The sequence below is a fragment of the Paucilactobacillus suebicus DSM 5007 = KCTC 3549 genome (assembly GCF_001434475.1).
GTDB classification, from domain to species: domain Bacteria; phylum Bacillota; class Bacilli; order Lactobacillales; family Lactobacillaceae; genus Paucilactobacillus; species Paucilactobacillus suebicus.
Window position 1 is genome coordinate 53,470 of sequence record NZ_AZGF01000011.1, and the last position, 23,971, is coordinate 77,440.

Consider the following 23,971-nt stretch of genomic DNA (forward strand, 5'->3'; position numbering starts at 1 on the left):
TCCATTCGGAAAGCGACTTTTCGTAGCTATGGGTGAATTGAACCGAGGTGTTTTGATGGCGACCAGGATTCCTGAGGAAGTAATTGACCAAGTGCGTAGTTCTGTTAATATTTCTGATGTAGTTGGCCAGTATGTGCAACTAAAGAAGTCAGGAAAGAACTTATTTGGGCTTTGTCCGTTTCACGAAGAGAAGACGGCATCGTTTTCTGTGAATGAAGATAAGCAAATTTTTCATTGTTTCAGTTGTGGGCGTGGCGGGAACGTTTTCAAATTTATTATGGAAATTGAGAACATATCGTTTCCACAAGCTGTGATAAAGGTTGCGCAAGATAATCAAATTGATTTACCACAATCGGTCGAATCTCGTGATTATAATGAAGCTCCGCAGGTTGACAGCTTAACGGCACAACTAATAGATGTTCATGAATTAGCATCTAAGCTATATCATCATATTTTGGTGAATACTGCTGCTGGGGAGCGTGCGTTAGATTATCTCACTAAGCGAGGATTATCAAAAGACATTATTGACCAATTTAGCATTGGCTATGCACCACCTCAACGACTGATGTATCAGTTTTTGCATGACAAAAATATGGATGATGATCTGCTAAGACAAACTGGCCTTTTTTTGGAATGGCAAGATGGTCATTTATATGACAGATTTGTAGACCGAGTAATGTTTCCAATTAAAAATGGTTCTGGGAAGGTAATTGCATTTTCTGGTAGGTTATTATCCACAGAAAATACTGATCAGCCAAAGTATTTGAACAGTCCAGAGACGAAGATCTTTAACAAACGTAAAGTATTATTCAACTTTGATATTGCTCGTAAGGCTGCTAGACGTGATGGTAAGTTGGTGCTGTTCGAAGGTTTTATGGACGTTATTGCAGCTTACAGAGCGGATGTTACCAACGGCATTGCTTCAATGGGTACTAGTTTGACGGAAGAACAAATTAGCACCATAGAAAGGGTTACTTCAAGCATTGATGTTTGTTATGACGGAGATTCTGCTGGGCAGAATGCAACCAATAGGGCAATTAGCGTTATTAGTGAGCAGGCACCCAAGCTAGAGATTGAAATTGTATCGATGCCAGCAGGTATTGATCCTGATGAGTATCTACAAAAATACGGTGCAGAAAAATTCAAGGATTGGCTTAGTAGTGCTAGACAAACACCAGTTTCGTTTGGATTAAAGTACTTACGCCACGATTTGAATTTGGACAACGAAGCGGATCAGATTAATTATTTGAATGATGCTATTAAATTGATAGCGACTGTTTCTAGTGAAATGGAGCAAGATATTTATGTTAACCAATTAGTTGCTGAATTCAATCTTGATAAGACAGCTATTACTGGGCAACTAAGAGAATTAACGAGGCAAAGAGTTACCAGTGAACAACGTCAACAAACAAGGCAAACGTATCGTGGCGTAAATTCCGCAACGGTCCAACAGGTTGAAAAAAAGCAATTAGATCGTACTGAAGTAGCTGAGAGAATGCTGTTAAGGCAGATGCTTCATGATCACGGCATTTGGGTTCATGTTCAATCAGTGGATCAGTTTGCTTTTGTTCATGAAGAGTACCAAACACTGTATCTAATCGCGGCTAGTTATTTTGAAACCCATAGCAATTACGATCCAGCTAAGTTTTCTGATTACGTTGAGGACAACCATTTACAACAAGTTTTGGTTGATATTGAGTTAATCCAAGCTAGTGATGTAGGGAATATGGATGCGGCTAATGATTATATCAAAATAATTATGAAGCAAACCCCAATTCAAGACCAGATATCAAATAAAGAGTCGCAATTACGTGAGGCATCACAATTAAAGAACCGTGACCTTGAGGCAAAATTAACGATTGAGTTAGTTGATCTAATGAAAAAACAGCAACAATTATAAAATGTGAGGAGACAATATAAATGGCAAAAAGTGTTAAAAAAGACAAAAATAAGGTTATTTCTGACAAGGAAGACTTTGACCAAAAAAAATATGATTCTGCCGTTGGAAAGCTTATTCGTGAGTACAAGAAGAAGAAAGCCATTAAATATGATGAATTGACTGATAAGATTGCTACTCCTTTCGGACTTGTTGCTGAAGGAATGGACGATCTAATTCAAAATGTTGAAGACTCTGGTATTAGCGTTGTCGATGAAAATGGCGAACCTGATCCTCGAGCATTGAAAGCACAAGAAGTATCGAAAAAGGAACTTGATGATACAACCGCACCTGCAGGGGTTAAAATTAATGATCCAGTTCGGATGTACTTGAAGGAAATTGGTCGTGTTAGCTTGTTAAGTGCTGATGAAGAAGTCGCCCTAGCGTTAAGAATTGAAAAGGGTGATGAGAGCGCTAAGCAAGAGTTAGCCGAAGCCAACTTGCGTCTGGTTGTTTCGATTGCTAAGCGATATGTTGGTCGCGGCATGCAATTTCTTGATTTAATTCAAGAAGGTAACATGGGATTAATGAAGGCCGTTGAAAAGTTTGATTACCGTAAGGGATTCAAGTTTTCGACTTATGCTACTTGGTGGATTCGTCAAGCAATTACTCGCGCGATTGCTGATCAAGCACGTACTATTCGTATTCCAGTCCACATGGTTGAGACAATCAATAAGTTGATTCGCATTCAGCGTCAATTACTTCAGGATCTTGGCCGTGAACCAACCCCCGAAGAAATTGGTGCCGAAATGGATATGCCAACTGAAAAAGTGCGTGAAATTTTGAAAATTGCTCAGGAACCAGTTTCACTTGAAACACCAATTGGTGAAGAGGATGATTCTCATCTGGGCGATTTCATTGAGGATCAAGATGCCACAAGCCCTGCAGATCATGCTGCATATGAATTGCTTAAGGAACAGTTGGAAAATGTTCTCGATACGCTGACTGATCGCGAAGAGAATGTTTTGAGACTTAGATTTGGTCTAGATGATGGTCGTACTCGTACGCTAGAGGAAGTCGGTAAAGTGTTCGGCGTTACTCGTGAACGAATTCGTCAAATTGAAGCCAAGGCGTTACGCAAATTGCGTCACCCATCACGTTCAAAACAATTGAAAGATTTCTTAGAATAATTATTAACAAACACATCGGGGAGAATTCTACCAGCACCAGTTGGTTAATAGAATCTTCCCTTTTTTTGAATCAAAAATTATAAATGGAGTAATAATGATATGGACGCAAGACATCTATCAAAACGATTAGCAACAGTCGCATCTTTTGTGCCTGTGGGTGCAAGGTTAGCAGATATTGGTTCTGATCACGCTTATTTGCCAGCTGCTTTGGCGATACAAAATAAAATTGTATATGCTGTGGCGGGAGAAGTAGCTAGAGGACCATTTGAAAATGCACTTCACGAAATTAAGAGCCAAAAATTGGATCATATCATTAATGTACGTCAGGCGGATGGATTGTCCGCAATAACTAGTAATGATTTTATTGACGCGGTTACGATTGCTGGTATGGGCGGAACACTGATTACAAAAATTTTAAGTGAAGGAATTAAAAATTTAAGTGGTGTTAAATCATTAATTTTACAACCAAATGTTGGTGAGTTTGGTTTAAGACAGTGGCTAATGAATCATCAGTTTAGGATTACAAATGAGTCGATACTGTCTGAGGATGGGCATACTTATGAAATTATTGTGGCTCAACCTTCGAATAAAGTAGTTAACTACAGTGAAAGCCAACTGTATTTTGGTCCTTGGTTGCTGCAACAAAAAAATGAGGTGTTTAAGGCGAAGTGGCGAGAAGAAGCAGAACACTTACGAGATTCGATTGAGCATATGAAAATTGCCAGTAATCCTCCACGAACTAAAATTACTCAGTTTGAACAACAAATTAGACAAATTCAGAGGGTGCTAGAATGATTGCAAAAGATTTGATGTATAGGTTTGAACAATTTGCGTCTCCACAAATTGCTGAAAAGTGGGATCATGTTGGGTTACAGTTGGGAAATTCATTTCAACCGGTGACAAGAGTGATGACAACACTGGATGTGCGGCCAGAAGTTGTTAAAGAAGCAATAGAGAAACACGTTGATTTTATTTTTGCACACCACCCAATGATGTTTCATGCAGCTGAAAATTTAGATTTGAGTGATCCACAAAATAATATGTACGCTGAATTAATTAAACATGATATTGTTGTCTATGGAGCGCACACCAATCTTGATAACGTTAATGGTGGGATGAATGACTGGCTGGCTCATGAATTAAATTTAACACAGACGGTGCCGTTGTTAGATGGTGGAATTGATCCAAACAGTGGCGAACTATATGGTATGGGGAGAGTTGGAATCTTGCCCAAGGCGATGAATACTGATGATTTCGCTGTGTACTGCAAGCAAGTGTTCAATATCAAGGGCCTACGACTGATTAATGGTGAACCAACTAAATTAATTAACCGAGTAGCAATATTGGGTGGATCAGGTGGTGAGTTCTATAAGCAAGCTGTAGCCATGAACGCTGATGCATACATTACTGGTGATGTTTCATATCATGTTGCCCATGACATGATTGCTCACAACTTGGTGGTTGTGGATCCAGGACATCATATTGAATGTGTCTGTGTTCATCAGTTGCATTTGTTATTTGATAAATGGTCTACCGAAAATAATTGGCAAATTCAAATCACAGAATCAAAAGTTAATACTGAGCCGTTTACATTTGTATAGGAGGCGTTGCAAATGCGCAAGTATGAAAATTTGTTACCAAGGTTTATCAGTTATGCTAAAACTGAAACAAGATCTGATGAAAATTCTAAGACGATTCCATCTGTTGAAACGGAAACTGAGTTTGCTAAGCAACTCGTCTCAGAACTTAATGATTTAAATTTGAAAAATGCTCGAATTCATCCAACTAATGGTTATGTATTGGCAACGATTCCCAGTAATATTAACAATGAAGTTCCTTCAATCGGGTTTATTGCACACATTGATACGGCAGATTTTAATGCACACAATATTCAACCACAGATTGTTGAAAATTATGATGGTAAAAGCGATATAAAATTGGATCGTGATGGAAAGTATGTTTTAACAATTAGTGACTTTCCAGCTTTGAAAAAATACAATGGGCAGACACTGATTACCACCAATGGAGAAACGCTATTGGGAGCTGACGATAAGTCAGGAGTTGCCGAAATCATGTCAATGGCCGAATATTTGCAAAATCATCCTGAAGTAAAACACGGGAAGATCCAAGTTGGTTTTGGACCTGATGAAGAAATTGGAACAGGTGCCGATCATTTTGACGTTGCCGATTTTGACGCTGATTTTGCGTATACTGTTGATGGTGGACCTCTGGGCGAATTAGAGTATGAAACATTTAATGCCGCGCAGGCCACAATTTCAATTCAAGGAAAAGATGTACACACAGCCACAGCAAAGGGTGTGATGGTTAACGCATTACAACTCGCAATTGATATTAATAATCAGTTACCGGAGAATGACAGACCCGAATTAACGGAAGGCCGGGAAGGATTTTATCATTTGGATCATTTGACGGGAACTGTGGATCATGCAGAAATGAACTACATTATTAGAGACCATGATCAGCATATTTTTAATCAACGTAAAGCTAATTTAAAAAATATTATCAACCAAATGAACTCTAATTACGATATTCCCAGAATTACATTAAACATGCACGACCAGTACTACAACATGAGAGAAGTAATTGAAAATCACATGGACGTTGTGGAAATCGCCAAGCAGGCGATGAAACAACTTGGTATTTCTCCAGTGATTTATCCAGTACGCGGTGGTACAGACGGTTCTAAGATTTCGTTTTTGGGGCTACCAACGCCTAATTTATTTGCGGGCCCTGAGAATATGCATTCACGATACGAGTTTGTTTCGCTTCAAGTGATGGAACAGGCGGTTGATGTGTTACTTGAAATTATTGGCATTAATTCGAATCAATAAAAAAACAACCGTGAGACAAATTATTTGTCTCACGGTTGTTTTTTTAGTTAAATTAGTCTTCTTTTAGCTCAGCACTGTGAGTGAGATAATAGAAGCAGTTAGCACCAACTAACGCCACAACAACGGCAATTATGCCCATTTCAAGTGGTTGGATTGTCAGAATGTCAAGTTGACTACCGATATACCCAAGAATTTCACCTAAAAGGAGTGCCCAAAATGCAGCGACTAGGTTTTGAACAATGTAACGCATGATACTCACCTCTCATTTTACATAACTCAGTTTAGCACTTATTTGATTGAGAAACAAAGCAAATAAATAATTTGATAATTTTGAAATTGGTATATATGTTTGAAAGGATATATTTTTTCTCAAAATACTTGACAATACAGTAACAAAGCGGCAATATTAAAACTGTTATTATATAAATAACATTATTGGTATAGATTAATCTAAATTTAACAGTTCATGACTGGGGGTGGTCTTTGGTATAATTACGTGGAGAGGATGATCGGAAATGGAATTTGTACCACTACAGGTTTTAAGCAGCTTCAGCTTGCTGAACAGCACGACTAAAGTTGATGATTTAGTTCAGACTGCAAAAGAGCGAGGATATGCCTCTGTGGCACTGACCGATGAAAATGTATTATATGGAGTGGTTGATTTTTATAATGCTGCTCGTAAGGCTGGAATTCACCCAATTATCGGGATGACACTGTCAGTGATGAACGATACCGATCAATCTGAAGAACCGATAGTTATGCTAGCCAAGAATCAGAATGGGTATCGAAATCTTGCCAAACTGTCCACATTACGAAATACGGGCGAACAACGATCGATTGATTTTGAACAAGCAAAGAATTATTTACAAGATCTATTTATTATTCATCCTGTCAATGGTGAAGCTTATAAACTTGTTTTTCAAGGAGATATAAAAAAAGCTGTTGACTTAGTAAAAATGTGGCAACAGTCATCGGATCCAGATAGCACTTTTATTGGTATTAATCCTCAGGTTGATGCGGTTAAACGCCAGTCAATTGAACAACTCAGTGAACAAACCAATGTTGAAAAAATTGCTTTAAACAGAGCCGGTTATTTAAATGCCGATGATCATTTTTCAGTTGAGGTGTTAAGGTCAATAGACCAGGGAAGCAAGTTTCAAGATCCAGAGTCTTTGGCGTCTCAGCTGGGCGATCATTTTCTGAGACCAATGGCTGAGGAAGCTGACTCATATGAGAAAATTCAACTGTCAAAGGCAGTTTATCAAACCGTTAAGGTTGCTGAAATTTGTCAGGTTGATTTCCAATTTCAAGCACCAGTGTTGCCTCATTTTCCAGCGCAAGGTGATAAGACATCACAACAATTTTTGCGTGAATTGTGCATTGATGGGCTAAAAAAGAGGACGATTGCTCCAGGATTTAATGTTAGCGATTACTCAAGGCGGCTTGCTAAAGAACTGCAGGTCATTCATGAAATGGGATTTGATGACTACTTCTTGATTATTTGGGATGTTATGCATTTTGCACACCAAGCTCAAATTATGACTGGTCCTGGTCGAGGATCTGCAGCCGGCTCCTTAGTTGCCTATGCTTTAGCAATTACGGATGTTGATCCGCTACGATACCATTTATTGTTTGAAAGATTTTTAAACCCACAACGTGCACAAATGCCGGATATTGATTTAGACTTACCGGATAGTCGCCGTGGGGAAGTACTGCAGTATGTTCATGATAAGTACGGTCACCAAAAAGTGGCACAGATTATCACCTTTGGAACATTGGCAGCTAAGCAGGTTTTACGAGATGTTGGCCGAGTATTCGGGTTATCTAAGTCGGAATTAAGTGCTTGGAGCGATGCTATTCCGGATCAATTGCATATTAGTCTAGATAATGCGTTGAACGATTCGTTAAAGTTGCGTAATTTAGTGGGTGAAAGTTCAAAAAACCAGCTATTGTTCAAAGTTGCTAGGCGGCTTGAAGGGTTACCACGGCATTACTCAACTCATGCGGCAGGTATTGTCTTGTCTGATGAACCACTGATCAACATTGTGCCCTTACAGGATGGTAGCGATGGCCTACTAATGACTCAATTCACGAAAGACACAGTTGAGTCGCTTGGGTTATTGAAAATGGATTTCCTTGGGTTACGTAATTTAACGATCATGGCTCAAACCGTAGGCACCATTCAACGGACAAAACCAGATTTTAATTTGTCACAGATTCGATTAGATGACCAGCAAACTTTACAGCTATTTCAACAAGGGAATACTAACGGCGTGTTTCAGTTTGAATCTGCTGGCATAAAGAACGTTCTTGTTCAGTTACATCCAGATAATTTCGAATTAATTGTTGCTGTTAATGCATTATATCGGCCAGGCCCAATGGACAATATTGACACGTTTATTAAACGGAAAAAAGGGCAAGAACCAGTTATGTACCCCGATGACTCGCTTAAGTCAATTTTGGAGCCAACCTATGGTATCTTGGTATACCAAGAGCAGGTGTTGCAAGCAGCTTCAGAAATGGCTGGCTTTTCATTGGGTGAAGCCGATTTACTAAGGCGTGCCATGAGTAAAAAGAAAACTCAGGTGATGAATAGAACTGAGTCTGACTTTATTAGTGGTGCCAAGAAAATGGGTCACGATGCGACAGTTGCTAAGCAAGTGTTTAACTATATTGAGCAATTTGCCCACTATGGCTTTAATCGTTCACACGCTGTTGCTTATTCTAAAATGGCGTTTGAAATGGCCTATCTTAAGGTTCATTACCCAGAAGCCTTTTTTGCCGCTTTAATGAACTCTGTGAGCAATAATCCAACCAAAATCAAGGACTACTTACTTGAAGTTAAAAAGCACGGTGTTAAGATTCTGACTCCTAATATTAACTACAGCGATCGATTGTTTACTGTCCAAGACAATAAAATTATATTTGGCCTTTCTTCTATAAAAGGACTTCGTAATAACTTTATAGATGCCATTATTGATAATCGAAACAGCAATGGTAATTATCAGGGGTTGTTAGAATTCATTCAGCGATTGGACAGTAATTTTAGACGTGTTGATTTGATTCAACCGCTAATTTATAGTGGAGCATTTGATGGACTTGGTTATAACAGAGCTGAACTGACTGATGCATTGCCTGGATTACTAGACAGTGTAGAATTGACGGGATCCAGCTTAAGCTTATTTGAAGATCTAAAACCAACAATAAAGGAAAGACCAGAATTTTCATTAACTCAACGGCTTGAATTTGAAGAACAGTACGTTGGCGCTTATCTTTCTGGTCATCCTGTTGATCAGTTCGGTAGCCTGTCTGAAGCAATGACAATTACACCAATTGCAAAATTACAGGCTGATCGTTCAGTCACTGTTTTATTGTTTGTATCCCACGTGAAAACAATTAGGACAAAACGTGGTGATCAGATGGCGTTCGTATCTGGAAGCGATCAATCGGGTTCAATTGATGTGACAATTTTCCCCAACACTTATAAGCGCGTTCAATCGTTACTTGAAGAAGAAAACATATTGTTAATTAATGGTAAGACAGAGATTAACCGTGGACTACAGATTGTGGCAGACACGGTTCGAGATGCTAGAGATGTTTCAAAAAATAACGTTCGAAGTAGTAACGATCAGTTGAAGACTAAAAGGTGGGTTTTAAGAATTGATCGAGACCACCAAACACAGGATGTAGAGGATAAATTGAGGCTTTTCTGTAAGCAACATCGTGGTACGATTCCAGTTATATTATTCAATCCGGTAACCGATCAAAAGGTAATTCAACCAAAGGACCAATGGTTAACTGATGACAGTAATTTAGCAGCTCAACTTACTAAGATTATTGGCTCTAATAATGTGGTATTACAAAAAATAAATTCTCAGAATTAACTAATAGAAGGGAAATAGAGATTATGGATCCTAAATTTGATATTGAAGTATATTCAGACGGTGCAATCATTGAAGATATGCGTGAGGTAGCCAAACATGACTACGTGACTGGCTTTACAACTAATCCTTCATTAATGAAGAAGGCAGGTATTACAAATTATATGGAATTTGCAAAACAAGTTGTTAGTGAATTCCCAGATTACAGCATTTCTTTCGAAGTTTTTGGTAATGACCATGCAACGATGAAAAAAGAAGCCTTGAAAATTTCTGCACTTGGTGATCATGTCTTTGTTAAAATTCCAATTATCTTAGCAGACGGAAGCAGCAATGCAGATTTAATCAAAGATTTGTCAGGTGCCGGTGTCAAGGTTAACGTTACGGCAATTGCGACTGTTGACCAAGTCAAGGAAACTCTTGAGAGCGTGTCAGAAGATGTTCCTTCAATTGTATCAATCTTTGTTGGTCGTGTTGCAGATACTGGTCAGGATACAACTGATTTTGTAGCACAAAGTGTTGCATTGACTAATAAGCATCCGCAAGCAAAACTGTTATGGGCAGCTACTCGTGAGGTTATTAATATCTTCCAAGCTCAAAAGGCAGGAGTTGATATTATTACCGTTCCACCAACAATTTTGGCAAAGCTTGCTAAGGTTGGCAAATCATCACAGCAAGTATCAATTGATACTGTTAAAGGATTTGACAAAGATATTTCAAGCCTTGGATTTAGTATCTTAGACTAAAATTTAAGAAATGCAAAAACAGGAATTCACGAAAGTGAGTTCCTGTTTTATGTAATGATGATCTATAAATGCTGTTTAATTATTTTAGTAATAAATAATTAATAATGAATGCATAACATAAGCATCTTAAAGCGTTTTCATTGACAAAAATGATATAAAATGGAGACATAAAATTTAAAAAGTGATATCATAACATCTGTACAAGGGGCTCGCATAAATTGCAAACCCAACTTACTCAAAGGAGAGATTTCACTTATGAAGAAAACCAAGATTGTTAGTACGCTTGGACCCGCAAGTACTGACGTTGACACAATTGTTAAATTGATCAATGCTGGCGCAAACATTTTTCGTTTTAACTTTTCCCATGGTGATCATGAAGAACACCTGGGCCGTTTGAACAACGTTCACAAGGCGGAAGAGATTACTGGCAAGACTGTTGGTATCATGCTTGATACTAAGGGTGCCGAAATTCGGACTACCGTTCAAAAAGAAGGTAAGATCGAATTCAACATTGGTGATAAGACTCGTATCTCAATGGATGATTCAATTGAAGGAACACATGACAAGATTGCGGTTACGTATCCTGGCTTGTATGACGATGTTAACGAAGGCGGTCACGTATTATTCGATGATGGCTTGATTGACATGGTCATCGACGAAAAAGATGACGCTAACAAGGAACTTGTATGTACTGTTCAAAACCATGGTTTACTTGGTTCACGTAAAGGTGTCAACGCACCTGGCGTTTCAATCAATTTACCAGGTATCACTGAAAAAGATGACAGTGATATTCGTTTTGGTTTGGACAACGACATCAACTTTATTGCTGCTTCGTTTGTTCGTAAGCCACAAGATATTGAGGATATCCGTGCATTGCTTAAAGAAAAGCACATGGAACATGTTCAAATCTTCCCTAAGATTGAATCACAAGAAGGTATCGATAACTTTGAAGAAATCATCAAGGTTTCTGATGGTTTGATGGTTCCTCGTGGTGACATGGGTGTTGAAATTCCAGCTGAAAACGTTCCATTGATTCAAAAGACATTTATCCGTACTTGCAACTTGCTTGGCAAGCCTGTAATTACTGCTACACAAATGCTTGATTCAATGCAGGAAAACCCTCGTGCTACCCGTGCCGAGACTTCCGATGTTGCCAATGCCGTCTTCGATGGTACTGATGCAACGATGCTTTCTGGTGAAAGTGCTAACGGTGACTACCCTGTAGAATCCGTTGCAACTATGAACCGGATTGATATCAACGCTGAAAATGCTTTAGATCGTTTTGGTACTGAAACATTTGATTTTGATACTGCTGATGTAACCGAAGCATTGGGATCAGCTGTATCAAAGGCTGCTAGTGATCTTGGAATCAAGACCATTGTTGCTGCTACAAAGTCAGGCTACACTGCTAAGATGATTTCTAAGTATCGTCCAAATGCTGATATTTTAGCTTTGACATTTGACGAACGGACACAACGCGGTTTGACAATTAACTGGGCTGTACAACCATTCGTTGTTGATGCTCCAAAGGACACAGATGCTCTTTATGAATTAGCTTCAAAGAAGGCCGTTGAACTTGGCTTTGCTAAGAAGGGTGACAAGATCATCGTTGTTGCCGGTGTACCAGTTGACAAAAAGGGTACTACTAATATGATGCGCGTTCAAGAAATCAAGTAATTTTGACTTCTTCCGTGTAAATAAACTGCTTAATTCACATTTCTGAATTAAGCAGTTTTTTTATTTTTTGTGAATTTAGCATGCTTTCAATCTTAGTGAGTTACGTGTAAAATAAGTACTATCTAGAAAAATCGGGGGAAATAATATTGAATACATCACTAGGAAGAGTAATTACCGCAATTATGATTGATGAAAATGACGATGACTACTTTGTTCAAAAAGATCGAGATGGTGTTACTTATCGTCTGCCTAAACAGGAAGTTGATCAACCACTTCATATTGGTGGTCAAGTTACAGGGTTTGTTTACGAAAACGATGATCATCAGTTACAAATGACCGTTAACGCGCCCAAGGTGATGATTGATCACTATGATTTTGGTACGGTTGTTTCGGTGCGCCGTGATTTGGGCGTGTTTGTTGATATTGGATTATCAAATAAAGACATTGCCGTGTCACTGGATGATTTGCCAACACTTAAACAGTTATGGCCACAAAAGGGAGATCGACTGATGATATCTCTTAAGGTTGATAACAAAAATCGCATCTGGGGACAGCTAGCGGATGGGGATATTTTTGAAGCCATTTCTAACCGTGCAACTGATCAGCTAAAAAACGCTGATATGATGGCCACAGTTTATAGATTAAAAATGGCTGGCACGCTTGTTTTGACCGATGATTACTATCTGGGTTTTGTCCATCCTAGTGAAAGAGATCAAGAACCGCGATTGGGACAAAGGGTCAAGGTGCGTGTAATTGGTATTTCTGAATATGGTTCATTGAATTTATCCATGAAACCACGAGCATATGAAGCAATAGGTGATGATTCACAAATGTTGTTGGCAATGCTTCAACATACCGATGATGGCAAATTACCATACACTGATAAGACTGATCCAGAAGTGATTCGTGATGTCTTTGGAATTAGTAAGGGACAGTTTAAACGTGCAGTTGGCCATCTACTGAAGGTTGGATTAGTTGAACAAAAAGATGGCTTTTTAGTATTAAAACAGTCATCCAGTGAGGGATAACCAGCGATGCAAGATGAACTTGATGACTATTTACATTACCTGAGAGTTGAACGAGGACTCTCTGATAATACGATTATTAGCTATCATCAAGATTTAATGGAATTTCAGCGTTATTTAATTAACGACCACATTGATTCGTGGAAAAACGTTGACCACTACACTATTATTAATTATCTTTCCAATCTGCAAAAACAGAACAAAGCCAAAAATACCGTTGTACACACTGTGTCTTCTTTGCGCCATTTTTTCCGTTATCTATCTGGTGAAGAACTGATTGGTGCGGATCCTATGCTACAAGTCGATACACCCAAAAGTGGTCAGTATTTACCTCAAGTGCTAACGACAAGTGAAATTAATAAATTGTTAAAAGCACCGGACGTGTCAAAAAAACTGGGTGTTAGAGACAGAGCTATCTTGGAAGTGATGTATGCAACCGGCCTGCGGGTCAGCGAGCTGGTTAATCTTACCCTTGATGAACTTCATTTAGATATGGAATTGATTCAGCCTTTGGGTAAGGGTGATAAAGAACGGATAATTCCAATTGGCGAAGTTGCCATTGACTGGCTGAAGCGCTATATCAATACCGTTCGCGTTCGGTTGTTAAAAGGACAATCTAGTGATTATGTTTTTTTAAATGCACATGGGCGACAGCTCACTAGACAGGGTATCTGGAAGAATTTAAAACTTTACGTTCACAAGGCTGGAATAGAAAAAAACGTCACACCACACACCTTACGTCATTCGTTTGCTACACATATTCTTGAAAATGGTGCTGATTTAAGGGTGGTTCAGGAACTTCTAGGTCACGCAGATATTTCCACAACACAGATTTATACGCATGTGTCACAAAAAAGGCTGACAGAAGTGTATCGAAAGTATCATCCAAGAGCTTGATGAATGGAGAGTATAGAATGTTAGTTAACTATCGAGATGAATATGAAAAAATTGCAATGGGATTGTTATCATTTATCCCTGACCTAAAAGACTTGGGTCATTTAAACACAGAAATGCAGTGGTATATCGATAGTGCCAACCGGCCCATGTACTTATGGCGTAATGAGGATGATCATTTAATTGGAATTGTGTGTTTGGAAATCGGTGATGACTATGTATTGGTACGTAGACTATCGTTTACACCTACCGATCGGACCGGTAGAAATATTTTCGCGCTATTGACCGCGGTCCATGCAAAATACGAAGGGAAAAAATTGGTAGGTACGATGGAAACACAACCGTTAATTACCAATTGGGGGAAGACGCTAGATGACTGATAATACGGATCAAAGGTATACCAATCAGCCGACTATTAAGGTTAGCGACTTTGAAGGCCCACTTGATTTATTGCTACACTTAATCAGAAGTTCGGAAATGGATATTTATGATATTCAGATTGCTGAAATCACGGCTCAGTATTTGGAATTTTTACACCAAATGCAAAGTAATCAGCTTGAAGTAGCTGGGGAGTATTTTGTAATGGCGGCGACTCTAATGTCAATTAAGAGTAAAATGTTGCTACCTGCTGATGAAGACGAGGAAGTTGTTGAAGACGTAGAGGATGATCCTCGCCAAGAATTGGTTGATCAACTGTTGGAATATAAGCGTTATAAACAGGCCGCCTCGGAACTGCATGAAAAAGAGCAGCAGAGGCAGCAGGAATTTACGAGACCTGCAATTTCAATTCCGGACGATGTTGCTGGTGCAAAAGTTTCCCCTGGAATTACCCTTGGACAGTTGCAGCAAGCATTTGCGACTGTGATTAAACGTAAACATCTGTCACAGCCGATAACACAAACTGTTCAAAGTGAAAGGACTAGTTTAACCGATAAGATTAAAATGGTTTTGAACGTTGTTAAACATGCTCCAACCATATTTGATGATTTATTTAACGATCAAACTAATCGTGACGAGCTAGTGACTACTTTTTTAGCGGTGCTGGAATTATGTAAACATCAGGCAATATTGATAGAGCAAACTGATAATTTTAACCCACTGGTTTTATCGGTAGGACCACAGAGCGAGGAATTTGAAAATGAACAATTTAGCACAGATTGAGAGCCTAATTTTTATCAGTGGTGATGAGGGAATCTCTCTAACAGACCTTGAAAGTATTACGGGCTTCATGAGACCAGCAATTCAATTAATGGTTGAAAAGTTAAGCAAAAAGTACCAAGAAGATGATGAGTGTGCTTTGGTGTTGCTTGAAAGTGATCAAACATATCGGTTAGCAACAAAGAAACAACTAGCACCAACTGTGAAACAATATTTTGAAGTTCCGCTGACAACACCATTATCACCGGCGCTATTGGAAGTGCTGGCGATTATTGCCTATCGTCAACCGATTACTAGACTAGAAATTGATGATATTCGCGGTGTTCAAAGTTCCGCAAGTGTACAGAAATTAATTTTACGTAACTTAATTGAAGAGCATGGGCGGTTAAATGCCCCCGGACGGCCTTTTTTGTATGCTACCAGCAATTATTTCTTGGACTATTTTGGCTTGACTAGTTTAACTGATTTGCCGGCGTTGCCAGGAATGGACGACATGAGTGATGAGGACTTAACTGGTGACCTATTTTTAAATGCATTTGAAAACAGAAAGCAAGAGGAAAATGAAGATGGAACGACTACAAAAGGTAATGGCTGAGGCTGGAGTTGCTTCAAGACGACAATCAGAAAAATTAATTGTAGCTGGTCATGTAAAAGTGAATGGTAATGTCATCACTGAGCTAGGAGTTAAAGTATCTAACAATGATAATGTCAGTGTTGACGATGTACCGTTATCAAGACAAAGACTAGAATATTACTTATTAAATAAACCACGTGGGGTAGTTTCAACGGCTCATGATGACAAGGGACGCAAAACAGTGGTTGATATTCTGGTGGATGATGTTGATACTAGGATTTATCCTGTTGGCAGGCTAGATTATGACACGACTGGCCTATTATTGCTTACGAATGACGGAGATCTGGCCAACAAACTAACCCATCCTAAATACGAGGTTGATAAAACTTATGTTGCTAAGGTTCAAGGAATTGTCACAAATGACGATCTCAAGCAACTACGTTTAGGGGTAATGGTTGACGGAAGAAAAACTAAGCCAGCCAAAACCAAGATTACTAATGTTGATCAAAAGAAGAAGACAACGATTGTTCAAGTTACAATCCATGAAGGCCGTAATCACCAAGTTAAAAAAATGCTTAAGGCTGTTGGACATGAGGTAATTAAATTACATCGTGAAAGCTATGGCTTCTTAACTCTAGCTGGTGTACCCGGTGGACAATGGCGTAAATTGCGTACTAGTGAAGTAATGCAGCTGAAAGAATTATAAAACATTATTATTGAAGCTTGCATGTAATTTTGATACACTTAACTTGTATGTAAGAGTACAAAAATTTAATAGGTTCGTCTTCAGGGCAGGGTGTAATTCCCGACCGGCGGTATAGCCCGCGACCTGCGTGTGTACGCAGTTGAATCTGGTGTAATTCCAGGTGCCGACAGTATAGTCTGGTATAAAGAAGATTTTCGCTGTTCTTTTGTCGTAAATCTTTTTTGGTTTACGCTTTTTTTATGGCGAGTTTTCATTATTTGAAGATGACCTCTCTTGGAGGTTACGATTGTGGTGAAAGTATTTAATTTGCGTCGAACTGTCGGTATGGCACTATTGGGCGCAATCGCGTTTGTATTGATGTTTGTGGAATTTCCGATAATTCCAATCGCACCATTTCTAAAGATTGATTTTTCGGATATTCCCGTCCTACTCGGATTAGTGATATACGGTCCTTGGGAAGCGGTTGGAATTACATTTTTGAAATGTTTAATCCACGCACTGGTTTATGGAATGTCACTTCCAGAACTGATCGGCGTTTCCAGTAGCTTTATTGCATCATGTGCACTAATTTTCCCGTTCTATTTTGCGTTAAAAAAGAAGAATGGGTCCCAGCGCTCTAAATTTATTTTGGGAATTATTTTAGGAACATTGAGTTTAACAATTATTGAATCATTGCTTGACTGGCTGGTAGTTTTGCCATTGTATATGGATGTTCTTGGCATGAAGCTAACAATTTCATTACCTTCGCTTGTCATGATGGGGGTCGTCCCATTCAACCTAATTAAAGGCATTTTGATTGGCGTTGTATTTTGGATCATTGCTGGCAGAATGCGTGGCTGGCTTAGTAAACAAGTTTAAATTTTAACTTTAAGGTCTGGTAATTTACCAGGCTTTTCTTTATGCTTAAATTATCTAGTGTTGGAGGGTTATTTGAGTGAATTATTTGATCACGCTATTTTCGGATCAGCAACCACGTAGAATCCGAGTAATTGAAAACATATTAAATAATAAGCGGACGGTGACCACATTATTCTGGGGGATGCGGTATCAAATATTACCGTGGCTTGCAACTGATCGACAATTAAATAGAAAACAGATGGATGACCAAATTCAATGGTTAGTTGATGGTCATTTATTGCAAGTTAATGACCAACGTGGCGTTTTAACCCAGATGGGAAAAGAAGCTCAAACCGAATTTTATAATCGTCATTATCAGCCACATTTTTTAAATTATTATCTGTGGTTCGATACTGAAAAAGTGATTCGACGACTAATGTTAGCGGCGCAGGTGGTTTCTGAGTATAGCTATCAAAATAATCAATACGCGCCATTTTCTTTTGATGATGACGAATTAAAAGCGGTTAAAATTTGGTTTTCTTCGCAAGACAAAGGTGTCTTGGTTCATAAATTTAAGCAAGAAATAACTGAATGTTTGAATAAACTACCTGCTATGACTGCTGAATTGGTTGTCAGTCAGCTGATTGGTCATCATCAGTCTGGTGAGTCGCTAGATCAATTTTCACAACGTTCAAAAATTGAACAAGCAGATATATTGATGATGCAAAGAGATGCATTTATTGGTATTGCATCCATAGCAATTAGTATGTCATCTGAATCAGTCTTAAGATCTCTCCTTCAGCCATTGAAAAAATCCTCGTTAATGTCTTCCAGTACTGAGATCACGTACAGGCTATTTAGTGAACGTGAATTTAGTGTTAAAAAAATAAGCCAAGTTCGACGGCTTAAAATTGGGACTGTACGAGAGCATTTACTAGAGGCCGCTATTTTTACAGGTCATAATTTCCCTTATCTGCGTGTTATTGATGTTCAAATGATGAACCGGTTAAATGATCTATATAGTAGCGCCAACGTTGATAACTGGAAATTTAGTAATGATATTGATGCGGATGATGCAAAGGCGTTCTTTTATTTTAGACTATATCAAATTATGAGGAGTATGGATGTAAATGATTTCTGATGAACAAATTTTACAAACATTACACGATCAATTTGGTTATGAACAATTTAGAGATGGTCAAAAGGCGGTTATTAATTCTGTTCTGAAACATCGTGATACAATGGCGGTATTACCGACGGGAGCCGGAAAGACGTTGCTGTATCAGTTACCAGCATATTTGATCAGTGGCACAGTAGTGATAGTTTCACCATTACTATCACTGATGCAAGATCAGGTGTCGCGCCTGCGTGAGCGAGGAGAAAAAAAAGTTGTTATGTTAAGCTCAATGCAAACCGTACCTCAAAGGAAAAACAGTCTGGCACGATTGAGTGAGTACCGTTTTATCTTTGCATCACCAGAAATTTTAGCACAGGACAATGTTATTCAGTCGCTACGTAGAATTAATGTTAGTCTGTTTGTCATTGATGAAGCTCACTGCATCTCTCAGTGGGGCCCTGATTTTCGTCCACAATATTTGTTATTAAATCGGTTAATCGAGTCGATTAACCATCCGGCTGTATTAATGTTAACCGCCACAGCCACTAAAAAAGTTCAAGATGATATTATCAATAAACTAGGTTTGAATATTGACGATGTTGAAAGAGTTATTAAATCTGTGAACCGTGAAAATATCTTTTTAACGACCGAAGAAGTTAACAGTGTTCAAGAGAAGAACGAACGACTTGCGCAATTGGTACAACAAATTGGTGGTGCTGGTATTATTTATTTTTCAAGTCGTAAGCAAGCTTCTCAATGTGCCCAGTGGCTGATGGATCAAACAGGCCTTAGAATTGCTGCGTACCATGCGGGTATTGATCAGGTTACTAGGTACAAAATTCAGCACCAATTTATGAATAATAGCTTGGATGTTGTTTGCGCGACGAATGCATTTGGCATGGGTATAGATAAGAATGATATTAGATTTGTCATTCACTATCACTTGCCTGCAAATCTTGAAAATTATGTGCAAGAGATTGGCCGTGCTGGTAGAGATGGCAAACAAAGTATTGCAATTTTGATGTATGCTGATGGGGATGAACAAATTCAAAGACAGTTGGGATTAGCCAATCTTCCTAATAATTTAATGATTGAAAAATTTGCTCGGCATCAAATTACTCCAGACGGACTGGGCGAAATGGGAGACGTGTTGAATTTTTATATCGATAATGGTTACCCAGTCAGTGAAATTGAATCAATTTTTAAAAAACGAGCATTTCAGTCAGAAGTTAATTTAAGCGCAATGGTTAATTACGCTAAGGCAAATGAGTGTTTGCGAAATAAAATACTACAGTACTTTGATGAACAAAAAATTGTGCACAATGTAAATTGCTGTAGTTTAGGGATAGATACTGAACAAATTGCAAGATTAGGGCTTGATAGACGCAATAAAAAAAATAAAAACGATGGCTCAGTAGATTGGCATCAGCGTTTGGATGAATTGTTTTTTGAAAAATCTTAACTATTTGTGAAGTTTGATATGATACAATGATAGGGATTGAATTAAAAAAGGGGGTCACCTGATGAGTGGCAAACGTGAAGATCAACCTAAAGAGGAGAAAAAACCGTGGGAAAAAACTTTTAGTGATGACCAGGACACGGATCAAGAGGGCAACCTTTCTCGTACAAAGCATCGCAAGCAGACATCCCATAATTCGATGATTACAACGATTTTAATTGTGATAATTATCGCATTGGCGGCGACTCCAGTTGTCATTTGGGTGCGACACCAAGACTCGTATAATCATCCAAGTTCTGATAACGAACGGGTGGCGCAGTCTTCTAGCTCACATAAAAAATCGTCGTCTTCAGAAAATGCGAGCAAAAGCAGTAGTACGAAACACAAAAGCAGTAAAAGTTCAGCAAGCAAGTCAAGTGAATCAAGCGTGAGCGAGGAGTCATCATCGAGTGTATCCTCTAGTTCGTCAAGTAGTTCTTCATCAAGTAGTGACGATAGTGGTAAAAAGTATGTCACAGTGCCAGCAGGTGAGGGCTTGTATCGTGTTGCCGTTAATAACGGTCTTACTGTCCAGGAGTTATGCCAATTGAATGGCATTAGTGAGAATGCGTCACTAACACCAGGGCAAAAACTGCGCGTTAAATAAGTTGTGGGAGTGGAATAATAGAATGACAAAAGCATTACAAGTTGCAATTGACGGACCGGCTTCAGCGGGGAAAAGTACGGTTGCTAAATTGGTTGCAAAAAAGTTTGGTTACGTATACTGTGATACGGGCGCAATGTATCGGGCGATTACATTAGCTGCACTGCAAGACAAAATCATCTTAACTGATAGTGAAGCAGTAACTAAGTTGGCACAAAAAACAAAAATCAGTTTTAAACCTGGAGATCCTGTTCAACAAGTGTTCATCGGCACACAGAATATTACAGACGCAATCAGACAGCCCGATATTACAAACAATGTGTCTACAGTTGCAGCAATTGCTTCTGTTCGTACGGAACTTGTTAATCAACAGCGACAAATTGCTGACAAAGGTAACATTGTCATGGATGGTCGTGATATTGGCACAACAGTGTTGCCACATGCTGGCGTTAAAATATTTCTAGTTGCCAGCGCTCATGAACGTGCTGTTAGAAGATACAAAGAAAACATTGCAAAAGGGATTAATACGCCGTTAGATCAACTACAAGCAGAGATTGAATTAAGAGATAAAAAAGATTCAACTAGAGCAGTTTCACCTTTGACTCAGGCGGCAGATGCTCAACTTTTAGACACAACAAGTTTGAGTATTGATGAAGTTGTAAATAAAATAAGTGAAATAATTACAAAAAAACAAGATGAATTAAGCTAAACACTAGCATTATGGCCGGATTTTAGGTATCATATAGGGTAGAGCTGATTGTTGCAAGGAGGAAATTTTTTTCATGGCTGAAAATGAAGATAGAAACGACTTATTAAACGCTTTGAATAGTGTTGAAGAAGTAAAAGTTGGGGATGTTGTTAAGGGTGAAGTATTAGCCCTTGATGATGATCGTCAAGTAATCGTTGGTATTGAAGGTGCGGGTGTTGAAGGTGTTGTACCTGCAAAGGAATTATCAACAAAGCCAGTTGAAGATATTAATGAACAAGTTAAGGTTGGCGATGTTTTAGATTTAGTTGTAATCTCAAAGATCGGCAATGATAAAGAAAATGGAAGTTACTTATTATCTCACCGGCGTTTAGAAGCACGTAAGGTATGGGATGACATCCAAAAGAAATTTGAAGCTGGCGAAACAATTACTGCACCAGTTACACAAGTTGTTAAGGGTGGATTGGTTGTTGATGCCGGAGTTCGTGGTTTTGTGCCTGCTTCAATGATTACAGATCACTTTGTGGAAGATTTGAACCAGTTCAAGGGTCAAACTCTTGAATTTAAGATTGTTGAAATCGAACCAAGCGAGAATCGTTTGATCCTTTCTCACAAAGCAATCGTTCAAGCTGAACACGAAGAAGCAGCAAAGAAGTTGTTCTCAACTCTGGAAGCTGGACAAGTTATCGAAGGTACAGTTGCTCGTATGACTAACTTTGGTGCCTTTGTTGATCTTGGTGGCGTTGACGGACTTGTGCATGTTTCAGAAATTGCATACGAACGTGTTGAAAAGCCTTCTGATGTTTTGAAGACTGGTCAAAAGGTCAGCGTTAAGGTGCTTTCTGTTGATCCTGATCGCGAACGTATTTCACTTTCAATCAAGCAAACTTTACCTGGCCCTTGGGATGATATTACCGAAAAGGCTCCAGAAGGTAGTGTATTGACTGGAACTGTTAAACGTTTGACTAGCTTTGGTGCATTTGTGGAAGTATTCCCAGGCGTTGAAGGTTTGGTTCACATTTCACAAATTTCACATAAGCATATTGCTACTCCTGCTGATGTTTTGACACCAGGACAAGAAGTACAAGTTAAGGTTCTTGAAGTACATCCAGAACAACAACGTTTAGGATTGTCTATCAAGGCTTTGGAAGAAAAGCCTCAGGCTTCAGGTAGTAACGATAGTAACCGTGGTCACGAACAAAACCACTCAAACAACGTCTCAGCTGACGCTCCTGAAGAGGAAAGTGGTTTTACCCTTGGTGACATTATCGGGGACGATCTTAAAAAGTAATATTTAAACATGTTAATTAAAAACGAGGCTGGGATTAATTGTCCCAGCTTCATTTTTGTTCGAAAGAAGGTGCAAATATGGCAAATCCCGTAGTCGCAGTTGTTGGTCGTCCCAATGTTGGCAAATCAACTATTTTTAATCGAATTGCTGGAGAACGAATTTCCATCGTCGAAGATACACCGGGTGTTACACGTGATCGTATTTATGCTCACGGCGAATGGATTGGAAAAAATTTCAATTTGATTGATACAGGCGGAATTGAAATCTCTGATCAACCTTTTGTAACGCAAATTAGGCAGCAAGCTGAAATCGCAATTGATGAGGCTGACGTAATTGTGTTTATTGTTGATATAAAAACTGGTATGACAGATGCAGATGAGCAAGTTGCTCAAATTTTATATCGATCAAATAAGCCGGTGGTTCTTGCTGTAAATAAAGTCGACAACCAAGAACTACGAAGTGAAGTTTATGATTTTTACTCATTAGGGTTTGGAGAACCGTACCCGATTTCTGGTGTTCACGGTATCGGAATTGGTGATCTATTAGATGCGGTTGTTAATAATTTTCCAGACAATGTTGATAACGAGGAAGATGACAGTATTCGCTTTAGCTTAATTGGCAGACCTAATGTTGGTAAATCATCATTGGTTAACGCAATTCTGGGTGAACATCGTGTCATTGTTTCAAACATTGCCGGTACCACTCGTGATGCGATTGATACCAAATTTACAACCGAAGATGACACAGAGTTTACAATGGTTGATACTGCTGGCATGAAGAAGCGTGGTAAGATATATGAAAATACCGAACGTTACGCAATGCTTCGAGCAATGAAAGCAATTGATGATAGTGATATTGTGTTGGTGGTATTGAACGCCGAAGAAGGGATTCGCGAATTTGATAAGCGAATTGCTGGTTACGCTCATGAGGCTGGCCGAGGCGTAATTATTGTTGTTAACAAGTGGGATACTGTTGATAAGAACAATAAAACTATGCAGGCATTTGAACAAATTATTCGTGATGAATTTCAATACTTAAGCTATGCTCCCATTGTGTTTGTGTCGGCTAAAACCAAACAGAGACTGGTTAATTTGCCTCCATTAATTAAGAATGTTTATGATCATCATACTAAGCGAGTGCAATCAGCAACACTAAATGATGTATTAATGGATGCAATTGCTGCTAATCCGACGCCTAGTTCAAATAATAAACGGTTGAGAGTTTATTATGGTACACAGGTTTCTATCCAACCACCAACGTTTGTTATTTTTGTTAATGATTCTGATACGATGCATTTTTCTTATGAACGATATCTCGAAAATCAAATTAGAAAAGCGTTTGA

At 38.8% G+C, this 23,971-nt stretch carries 22 protein-coding genes and 1 riboswitch; of the genes, 21 read left to right on the plus strand and 1 reads right to left on the minus strand.

Annotated elements, in window-relative coordinates; translation table 11 throughout:
- Window positions 1-55 precede the first annotated feature (55 nt).
- From dnaG to pepT, 5 genes are all read left to right on the plus strand, one after another.
- Window positions 56-1,900 (plus strand): DNA primase, encoded by a 1,845-nt coding sequence (dnaG, locus tag FD16_RS06175; RefSeq protein ID WP_029508374.1) that lies wholly within the window; start codon window positions 56-58, stop codon window positions 1,898-1,900.
- 20 nt (window positions 1,901-1,920) lie between these two features.
- On the plus strand, window positions 1,921-3,066 hold the full coding sequence (gene rpoD / locus FD16_RS06180) for an RNA polymerase sigma factor RpoD (RefSeq protein WP_010622223.1): 1,146 nt from the start codon (window positions 1,921-1,923) through the stop codon (window positions 3,064-3,066).
- A 99-nt stretch (window positions 3,067-3,165) separates the two neighbouring features.
- Entirely contained in the window at window positions 3,166-3,861 is a 696-nt protein-coding gene (locus FD16_RS06185) for a tRNA (adenine(22)-N(1))-methyltransferase (protein ID WP_010622222.1), read from the plus strand.
- Window positions 3,858-4,667, plus strand: a complete 810-nt coding sequence (locus FD16_RS06190) for a Nif3-like dinuclear metal center hexameric protein (RefSeq protein WP_010622221.1) — start codon at window positions 3,858-3,860, stop codon at window positions 4,665-4,667. The genes FD16_RS06185 and FD16_RS06190 overlap by 4 nt, the downstream gene beginning before the upstream one ends.
- A gap of 12 nt (window positions 4,668-4,679) precedes the next feature.
- Window positions 4,680-5,918 (plus strand): peptidase T, encoded by a 1,239-nt coding sequence (pepT, locus tag FD16_RS06195; RefSeq protein WP_010622220.1) that lies wholly within the window; start codon window positions 4,680-4,682, stop codon window positions 5,916-5,918.
- A gap of 52 nt (window positions 5,919-5,970) precedes the next feature.
- Here pepT and FD16_RS06200 read toward each other — a convergent pair whose 3' ends face one another.
- Window positions 5,971-6,168: a YjzD family protein gene (locus FD16_RS06200; protein WP_010622219.1), complete on the minus strand. Its 198-nt coding sequence runs from the start codon at window positions 6,166-6,168 to the stop codon at window positions 5,971-5,973.
- 265 nt (window positions 6,169-6,433) lie between these two features.
- On the opposite strand from FD16_RS06200, the gene dnaE reads away from it, so the two are divergent.
- The 16 genes from dnaE to der form a co-directional block, all read left to right on the plus strand.
- Window positions 6,434-9,802: a DNA polymerase III subunit alpha gene (dnaE, locus tag FD16_RS06205; RefSeq protein ID WP_010622218.1), complete on the plus strand. Its 3,369-nt coding sequence runs from the start codon at window positions 6,434-6,436 to the stop codon at window positions 9,800-9,802.
- Between the two features lie 23 nt (window positions 9,803-9,825).
- Window positions 9,826-10,542, plus strand: a complete 717-nt coding sequence (locus tag FD16_RS06210; RefSeq protein ID WP_010622217.1) for a transaldolase — start codon at window positions 9,826-9,828, stop codon at window positions 10,540-10,542.
- A gap of 255 nt (window positions 10,543-10,797) precedes the next feature.
- On the plus strand, window positions 10,798-12,219 hold the full coding sequence (pyk, locus tag FD16_RS06215; protein ID WP_010622216.1) for a pyruvate kinase: 1,422 nt from the start codon (window positions 10,798-10,800) through the stop codon (window positions 12,217-12,219).
- A gap of 146 nt (window positions 12,220-12,365) precedes the next feature.
- The gene (locus FD16_RS06220) at window positions 12,366-13,247 is read left to right on the plus strand and encodes a CvfB family protein (protein ID WP_010622215.1); all 882 of its coding nucleotides are present in this window, start codon (window positions 12,366-12,368) and stop codon (window positions 13,245-13,247) included.
- Between the two features lie 6 nt (window positions 13,248-13,253).
- A complete protein-coding gene (xerD, locus tag FD16_RS06225) occupies window positions 13,254-14,141 on the plus strand; it encodes a site-specific tyrosine recombinase XerD (RefSeq protein WP_010622214.1) in 888 nt (295 codons plus the stop codon).
- 17 nt (window positions 14,142-14,158) lie between these two features.
- On the plus strand, window positions 14,159-14,518 hold the full coding sequence (locus FD16_RS06230) for a hypothetical protein (RefSeq protein WP_010622213.1): 360 nt from the start codon (window positions 14,159-14,161) through the stop codon (window positions 14,516-14,518).
- Window positions 14,511-15,299 (plus strand): segregation and condensation protein A, encoded by a 789-nt coding sequence (locus FD16_RS06235; protein ID WP_010622212.1) that lies wholly within the window; start codon window positions 14,511-14,513, stop codon window positions 15,297-15,299. The genes FD16_RS06230 and FD16_RS06235 overlap by 8 nt, the downstream gene beginning before the upstream one ends.
- On the plus strand, window positions 15,277-15,891 hold the full coding sequence (gene scpB / locus FD16_RS06240) for an SMC-Scp complex subunit ScpB (protein ID WP_010622211.1): 615 nt from the start codon (window positions 15,277-15,279) through the stop codon (window positions 15,889-15,891). The genes FD16_RS06235 and scpB overlap by 23 nt, the downstream gene beginning before the upstream one ends.
- Entirely contained in the window at window positions 15,863-16,576 is a 714-nt protein-coding gene (locus tag FD16_RS06245) for a pseudouridine synthase (RefSeq protein WP_010622210.1), read from the plus strand. The genes scpB and FD16_RS06245 overlap by 29 nt, the downstream gene beginning before the upstream one ends.
- A gap of 72 nt (window positions 16,577-16,648) precedes the next feature.
- Window positions 16,649-16,772: riboswitch (FMN riboswitch) on the plus strand.
- Between the two features lie 92 nt (window positions 16,773-16,864).
- Window positions 16,865-17,434 carry an ECF transporter S component gene (locus FD16_RS06250; RefSeq protein ID WP_010622209.1) on the plus strand — a complete coding sequence of 190 codons (570 nt, stop codon included), beginning with the start codon at window positions 16,865-16,867 and terminating at the stop codon, window positions 17,432-17,434.
- Between the two features lie 76 nt (window positions 17,435-17,510).
- Window positions 17,511-18,554 (plus strand): helix-turn-helix domain-containing protein, encoded by a 1,044-nt coding sequence (locus FD16_RS06255; RefSeq protein WP_010622208.1) that lies wholly within the window; start codon window positions 17,511-17,513, stop codon window positions 18,552-18,554.
- Complete coding sequence (locus tag FD16_RS06260) at window positions 18,544-19,992, plus strand: RecQ family ATP-dependent DNA helicase (RefSeq protein ID WP_010622207.1); 1,449 nt, start codon at window positions 18,544-18,546, stop codon at window positions 19,990-19,992. The genes FD16_RS06255 and FD16_RS06260 overlap by 11 nt, the downstream gene beginning before the upstream one ends.
- A gap of 61 nt (window positions 19,993-20,053) precedes the next feature.
- On the plus strand, window positions 20,054-20,635 hold the full coding sequence (locus FD16_RS06265) for an SAG1386/EF1546 family surface-associated protein (protein WP_010622206.1): 582 nt from the start codon (window positions 20,054-20,056) through the stop codon (window positions 20,633-20,635).
- A gap of 22 nt (window positions 20,636-20,657) precedes the next feature.
- Window positions 20,658-21,341 (plus strand): (d)CMP kinase, encoded by a 684-nt coding sequence (cmk, locus tag FD16_RS06270; protein WP_010622205.1) that lies wholly within the window; start codon window positions 20,658-20,660, stop codon window positions 21,339-21,341.
- A 73-nt stretch (window positions 21,342-21,414) separates the two neighbouring features.
- Window positions 21,415-22,629, plus strand: coding sequence for a 30S ribosomal protein S1 (gene rpsA, locus FD16_RS06275; protein ID WP_010622204.1), 1,215 nt, complete (start codon window positions 21,415-21,417; stop codon window positions 22,627-22,629).
- A gap of 77 nt (window positions 22,630-22,706) precedes the next feature.
- A partial coding sequence (der, locus tag FD16_RS06280; RefSeq protein ID WP_056938540.1) for a ribosome biogenesis GTPase Der occupies window positions 22,707-23,971 on the plus strand: 1,265 nt, incomplete at its 3' end.